The sequence below is a fragment of the Nitrosomonas sp. genome (assembly GCF_040240425.1).
Classification (GTDB): Bacteria; Pseudomonadota; Gammaproteobacteria; order Burkholderiales; family Nitrosomonadaceae; genus Nitrosomonas.
On the sequence record NZ_QPHG01000011.1, the window covers coordinates 86726 to 93303 of the forward strand.

A 6578-nucleotide genomic window follows, 5' to 3' on the forward strand; every position below is an offset into this window, starting at 1 on the left:
AACTTTCTTCAATGCATCAGAAAATCCTCATCCTGGACTTTGGCTCTCAGTACACGCAATTGATTGCGCGGCGCGTGCGCGAAACGAACGTATATTGCGAATTGCATCCGTATGATGCCGATCCGGAATTTATCAAAGCTTTCGCACCCCAAGGCATTATTCTTTCCGGAGGCCCCGCTTCGGTCATCGAAGACGAAACGCCGCGCGCGCCGCAAGTCGTATTTGAACTCGGCGTGCCGGTGCTGGGTATCTGCTATGGTATGCAAACGATGGCGGCGCAATTGGGCGGTACGGTTGAGAATGCCGCGGTGCGCGAATTCGGTTATGCCGAAATACAGACGACGCAACACGGCGCGTTATTTAAAGATATTAAGGATCGCGCAAGTACGGACGGAAGTAACCTATTGGACGTCTGGATGAGCCATGGCGATGCGGTGATAGCGTTACCCGCCGGATTTAAGGTGATGGCGTGTAATGCAGCCACGCCGATTGCGGCGATGGCGGATGACAAACGCCGTTTTTACGGCATCCAGTTCCACCCGGAAGTGACGCACACGCTGCAAGGCAAAGCGATGATCGACCGCTTTGTGCATGGCATCTGTGGCATCGGGCACGATTGGAACATGCCGGATTATGTCGAAGAAGCGATTGGGAAGATTCGCGCAACGGTCGGTAGCGATCAGGTCATTCTGGGTTTGTCCGGCGGTGTGGACTCCTCGGTGGCGGCGGCATTGATTCACCGTGCCATCGGCGATCAGCTGACTTGTGTGTTTGTCGATAATGGCCTGCTGCGCGCTAATGAAGCCAGGCAGGTGATGGAGACTTTTGCTAAAAATTTGGCGGTTAAAGTGATTCATGTTGATGCCAGCCGTGATTTCTATCGCAGTCTTACCGGTATCACCGATCCGGAAGCCAAGCGGAAAATTATCGGCCGGGAATTTGTCGAAGTATTTCAGTGCGAATCGGCCAAAATCAGCGACGCCAAGTGGCTGGCGCAAGGCACGATTTATCCCGACGTGATCGAATCGGCCGGTGGAAAAACCAAGAAAGCGCATACCATCAAATCGCATCACAATGTCGGCGGGTTGCCGGAGACATTGCATTTGAAATTACTCGAACCGTTGCGTGAATTGTTTAAGGATGAAGTGCGTGAATTGGGTTTAGTACTGGGTTTGCCGCGCGATATGGTTTTCCGCCACCCGTTTCCCGGACCGGGCTTGGGAGTGCGCATACTTGGCGAAGTGAAATACGAATATGCGGAGCTGCTGAGACAGGCCGATCACATTTTTATCGAAGAATTGCAGCGCTCCGGCTGGTATGAAAAAACCTCGCAAGCGTTCGCGGTGTTTCTGCCGGTCAAGTCCGTCGGTGTGATGGGGGATGGACGTACTTATGAATACGTCATCGCTCTTCGAGCCGTGCAAACGCAGGATTTCATGACCGCCAACTGGGCGGAACTGCCGTATTCATTACTCAGCAAGGTTTCCAACCGCATCATTAACGAGATTCGCGGTATCAACCGCGTCGTTTACGACATTTCCGGCAAGCCACCGGCTACCATTGAGTGGGAATGATTGAATGTCTTGCATTGCTTGGCAATGATTTGTAAAAACGACCACGGAACCCGCTTAAATGCGGGTTTTTTGTTATTTCTGCTTGATAATATCGTGTAACAAAAAGTAACCCCAAGCGATTTTCTTACTGGGTATTTCATGAGTTGCCAGGAATCTCAGGATTGTTTATAGAGAGATTGCCTGATTCTTAATAGCATTCGAACCTAACAGCGCCTTGCGATGTGGTATAAAATCAAGCCGGGAAGCTGCTCATTTCCATACTGTGGCTTTGTGATCTAATCATTAGAAGGAATCAACATGTCTCAACCGCTTTCTATACTTATTGTCGTTGTTGCACTGCTGCAAGGTTGTGTTACCTCCAAGGAGGTGTTTCTAGCCGACGGTACCAAAGGGCATAACATCAACTGCGGTGGTTCCGGAATGAACTATAGCAACTGCCTTGAAAAAGCGGGCGAGGTCTGTGGCACGCGCGGGTATCACTTGTTGAATCAGCAGGGTGAGGTTGTTCCTTTCTCTCAGGCAATCCGTGAGCTTGGCGCAAACACACAATCATCATCGGTTGGATATTCGACAACTTCCGGCGCAATAATCACTCGTAATCTATTGATCAAATGCAAATAAATGGGGGTAATTTATGAAAGTCGAAGTGACGGTTGAGCTCGAGATAAGTCTGCATAAAACCAGTATTGCAGATATCAAGAAATTACTGGAAGAAATGATGGACCCAAAAAAGTTTGACGCCTTGGAAGCGATCAGAATAAAAGATGTAAAAATAGGCGGGTAGATTTTCTTTCAGTCGCAATGGATTGAGATGGGTTTCGCTGCTTTTATCCAGATGAGTGGGAAATATTGATGTATAGTAATTCAGACTCGATTTGACAGTCCCCCGATTTGACGATGTGCCTGTTAGATCAAATTCAGTTATTTAATGTGGTGATTTTATCGTCCCATACCTCCTTTGCGTCAATTAGAGTTTGCATTGGGGTTCGCCCACAGCACATCTTTCCTTGGTGAGTACGTATGCCCCATTGTAGTACGCCATCCAGTCATCCAAATCGTGCTGTAACTCTTCGATGGACTGGTAAATCTTGCGCCGGAATGCCACCTGGTAGAGCTCTTGCAAGATTGTTTTGTGGAAACGCTCGCAAATACCATTGGTCTGCGGATGATTGGCTTTCGTTTTGGAATGTTCAATGTCGTTCAGCGCCAGATAGAGCTGGTAATCGTGATGTTCCGGCTTGCCGCAATATTCGGTACCGCGGTCGGTCAGAATACGGATGACGCCCATACCTTGTTCGGTGAAGAACGGCAATACCCGATCATTGAGCAAATCAGCTGAGGTGATCGGTGTTTTGGTGGTATACAACTTGGCTGCTGCCCATTTAGAATAAGTGTCGACGAAGGTTTGCTGATAAATTCGCCCCACGCCTTTGAGGGTGCCGATGTAAAAGGTATCCTGGCTACCAAGATAGCCGGGGTGAGCCGTCTCGATCTCGCTGTGGGCAACATCATCGTCCTGTTTCTTCTCCAGCGCCTGCACCTGTGCCTCGGTCAACACCGCTCCAGTCTCAGCGACATGTTTCTCCTAAGCTGACAGACGCTTCTTGAACGACTCCAGATTCTGGCGCAACCACACTGAACGGACACCTGATGGAGAAACAAAGATCCCGCGTTTGCGCAGTTCATTGGAAACACGAACTTGGCCAAAAGCCGGTTGCTCCAGAGCAAAAGCGGTGACCGCCGCCTCCGTCTCTTCTTCTACACGGTTCTTGATGTTGGGCTTACGCCGGTTTGCATCAATCAGGGCTTCAACACCGTCGGTTTCCACTGCTGCCTGGTAGCGATAGAAAGTATCGCGAGAAAAACCCATCACCTTGCAGGCGCGGGATACATTGCCAAGTTCGGCTGCCAGATTAAGCAGACCAATCTTGTGTTTGATAATATTTCGGTGAACACTACTCATGGGATTACTCCTTTACGCTTTCGCGTTTGGTTGATAAAGATTCGCGCCTCTATCAAACCGGGTAATCCCACCTTTTGGCAAGACCTGCTGTCTGATCAAATCTGAACTACTACATATAAATTTGGAGTGGTGTCGCCAGTATACGTTTTTTATCTATTAGTCCTATGGATATCTATATTTACTATTTGGTCCTATGGAATTGTCTGGATTTTCTATTATGGGCCTTGTTGAATAGGGTGAAGGAGTTACGTAATTATCTTGTTGCTTTTTGTCTCTATCAGGGAAATTTGTTGTTTCAGGCCGTCTATCGACCTCTTCTGGAATGCGTCCGGATTCTGACGTATCAATTGGTTTTTCGACATTCAAATCTAATGGCTGGTTTGATTGAGCAAAAGCCGATGAACCCAACATATAAACCGAGCCAAACATTAAAGCTGCTAGTAAGCCATTAATAGAGATATACATATCAATACTCTTACTGTAAAGAAGTTGTTCACAATACCATTTTTCTAACCGAAAGTCTGTTGGATTACCACATTCCAAGCAATTTTATCTGACACAATAAAAGACCATTTGGAATTCAGTGCGTTTTGACCTGGATGCACTGGATTTATTTTTGTTACCTACCGTACAGACGCTATGCTTTGAATAGTGCATTATGCGGCCAGATTCGGAATTCTGACATGCGTTCCTGAGTCTCTCACTTAACCTTACTCCTATTTGTGGTAACTGGGTTATTTCCTATTATCATAAAATCCTGCTCACAGAAACTTCACTATCATCAAAATCTTGGTCACAAAAACTTCATAAGCTGGTGGTATATTTCAGTTGGACCCTAGCTTCTCCTTCACCAGTGGAGCTAATCCCCCGGTTACCTGCTCCTTAAAGTCTGGGTAACTCGGTTCTTCATTGTAGTTCCTTTCGTTTTAGGCGCGTTTCCTACCCCATGGGAAACGCGCCTCCCGATTTCTCAGCTTGCCTGCAACTACGCCGAACCCCTTACGCGCTTACCCTGGCTGTTCAAGAGCAGATACTCATGCATAATAAGATTGCTTATTAATAGATTTCCTGTTGATTAGCAAAGGTATTTTTACTTGACCAGAGTAAAAAGACTAAATGAGACGAGGTTGTCCAGTGCGTTATTCCCTATAGCGCACTGGATTTTTTTATGCATTAAACAAGCTACTTTTCGTCTGGTGCTTCAAGCTAAACTCCATCAACCCCAGACCCGACCATCACTTGATAGATTCTGCTAATCAGCGCCGCTCAAGCGAAAGTTTTTAGCAGCTTTTGTACAGGTGAAAGTGGCATTGATTGATGCTTGTTTTTTATATTTCACATCATAGTTTGGGCGCTGGTGTGTTTTTTCTCCACTCCCAAGGCGGGATAGGGGAATCTAATTTCCATAATCCAGATTGCGACAATTTTGCTTTATTTTGTATGTCATACAATCCCTTATTAGTTACATATTTATCAAAAACCCAAGCCATGCCGCGTTTGATTTGCTCGGTGTTGGCATCTATTCCTTCACATGTAACATAGGCAACAGTGCGGTCACGACTATCTTTGCCTTTTGGCGTTACTTCAGCATTTTTATTTAAACAAATTTCCGACAAAGATAACTTTGAATCAAGACCGAATCTTTGGCGTTTTTCGGGGGCATCAATTTCAGCGAGTCGAACAACTATTTGATGATGATCGCAACTTGCAACCAATGTATCCCCGTTGGTTACGGAAATAACGAAACACATTAGTGCAGTTGTCAGCATTTAGTATTCCTTTTATGAATTCAATTCTGTTTTGGTTCTGAAAAATAGCAATCCCAATCCGGCCAGCAGCATCGCGTAGGTGGTGGGTTCTGGGATTGCTGTGGGCACAAAAACCGTGCTTGCGTTGGTATCAACGTGCCAATTTATCCGGCCATCAAGAACGGAGTTTGGTCCAGAGCCATACGCTATAAATGTTAGAGAGATTTCTCCAGAATCGCTGTGAGGCCCTGGATTTGTATATGATCCAAAACGTAATGCTTTGTCAAATATCACAGTATTTATTCCATTGATGTCAGTGGAAATCTTAACTGAAGCAGTCGAGTTGCCATTAACGGAGCCATCTCCGGGGTCTGAGTAAAGCTCATAGTCTGCGTTCACAATAAATTCAATCGCCCCCTTTCCGTGAAAATATTCGGCTGAATAAAAAGTTGTATAACTGTCAGCATAAACCTCCTCTTCCGAAGAATTTGCTGACATAGAAATAAATTGTGGTTGAGTGAAATACGTATCTGGATTAGTTAATACCGATCCAGATGATGCCGTGTATGGAACTGAAGTTGATGAGGAAAGAGACGAAGCACTAGGACTGTAACCTACACCTCCTATGCTGCGACCGTCCCCATCTGAAGTGAATATATAGTCTGGCACGATTGTGATGTAATGAGACTCGGAATACAAGAGAGCATTGTCGCCATAATGACCGAAAAAATCGCCATTAAAAATCAAAGGAACATATGTATAGTCCCATTTTATCGATGATGTATCGTCAAGCGGTGTGGCTGTAATATTGATATTGCTCAATGTTAGGGATGCCGAAGCTGCAATTGCGGACGCTGGAATTGTTGATATAAATAATGTTGCTGCAGCAATTGCCGCGATTTGGTTTTTGTTTTTCATTTTTTCTCCTTTTATTATGTTTTGCACCCGCATGGCTCCGTTTCGCACCAGTCTGAGAGCATTGAAATTTTAGTCATCGCGGTTTGATTCTTTCTTTGTTGGGACTGCTGCCACCGCCTTAAATACACCAATCTTTGCGTGAAACTCTTCTTCGTCCATCGCGGCGATTTCTTTCATGAATTCCATTTTCTCCAGGCTGATGTTGGATAAATCTATCATTGGTTTTTCTGCATCATTATCTAAATATTTGCCCGGCATTTTGTAGGTATTTTCCAATCGCTTGGAGGCTTTTTTCTAATTCCAGAATAGATTTATCCGAAAACAAGAATCGTAACTTATTTCATTTGATGCTAACAATATTAATTTTAGGGTCTT

At 45.4% G+C, this 6578-nt stretch carries 7 protein-coding genes and 1 pseudogene; 3 read left to right on the top strand and 5 right to left on the bottom strand.

The annotated features are described in order from the left end of the window. Positions 1–11: 11 nt before the first annotated feature. From guaA to DU481_RS06210, 3 genes are all read left to right on the top strand, one after another. On the top strand, positions 12–1574 hold the full coding sequence (guaA, locus tag DU481_RS06200) for a glutamine-hydrolyzing GMP synthase (RefSeq protein ID WP_350133359.1): 1563 nt from the start codon (positions 12–14) through the stop codon (positions 1572–1574). 297 nt (positions 1575–1871) lie between these two features. Further along, on the top strand, positions 1872–2195 hold the full coding sequence (locus DU481_RS06205; protein ID WP_090321475.1) for a hypothetical protein: 324 nt from the start codon (positions 1872–1874) through the stop codon (positions 2193–2195). Between the two features lie 13 nt (positions 2196–2208). Beyond that, entirely contained in the window at positions 2209–2358 is a 150-nt protein-coding gene (locus DU481_RS06210) for a hypothetical protein (protein WP_160817637.1), read from the top strand. A gap of 133 nt (positions 2359–2491) precedes the next feature. Here DU481_RS06210 and DU481_RS06215 read toward each other — a convergent pair. From DU481_RS06215 to DU481_RS06235, 5 genes and pseudogenes are all read right to left on the bottom strand, one after another. Then, positions 2492–3537, bottom strand: a pseudogene (locus tag DU481_RS06215) (IS481 family transposase). Between the two features lie 162 nt (positions 3538–3699). Further along, on the bottom strand, positions 3700–4002 hold the full coding sequence (locus DU481_RS06220) for a hypothetical protein (protein ID WP_146162070.1): 303 nt from the start codon (positions 4000–4002) through the stop codon (positions 3700–3702). A gap of 875 nt (positions 4003–4877) precedes the next feature. After that, positions 4878–5306 carry a thermonuclease family protein gene (locus DU481_RS06225; protein ID WP_350133360.1) on the bottom strand — a complete coding sequence of 143 codons (429 nt, stop codon included), beginning with the start codon at positions 5304–5306 and terminating at the stop codon, positions 4878–4880. Between the two features lie 12 nt (positions 5307–5318). Next, entirely contained in the window at positions 5319–6203 is an 885-nt protein-coding gene (locus tag DU481_RS06230; RefSeq protein ID WP_350133361.1) for a PEP-CTERM sorting domain-containing protein, read from the bottom strand. Between the two features lie 69 nt (positions 6204–6272). After that, a complete protein-coding gene (locus DU481_RS06235; RefSeq protein ID WP_350133362.1) occupies positions 6273–6479 on the bottom strand; it encodes a hypothetical protein in 207 nt (68 codons plus the stop codon). Between the last annotated feature and the right edge of the window lie 99 nt (positions 6480–6578).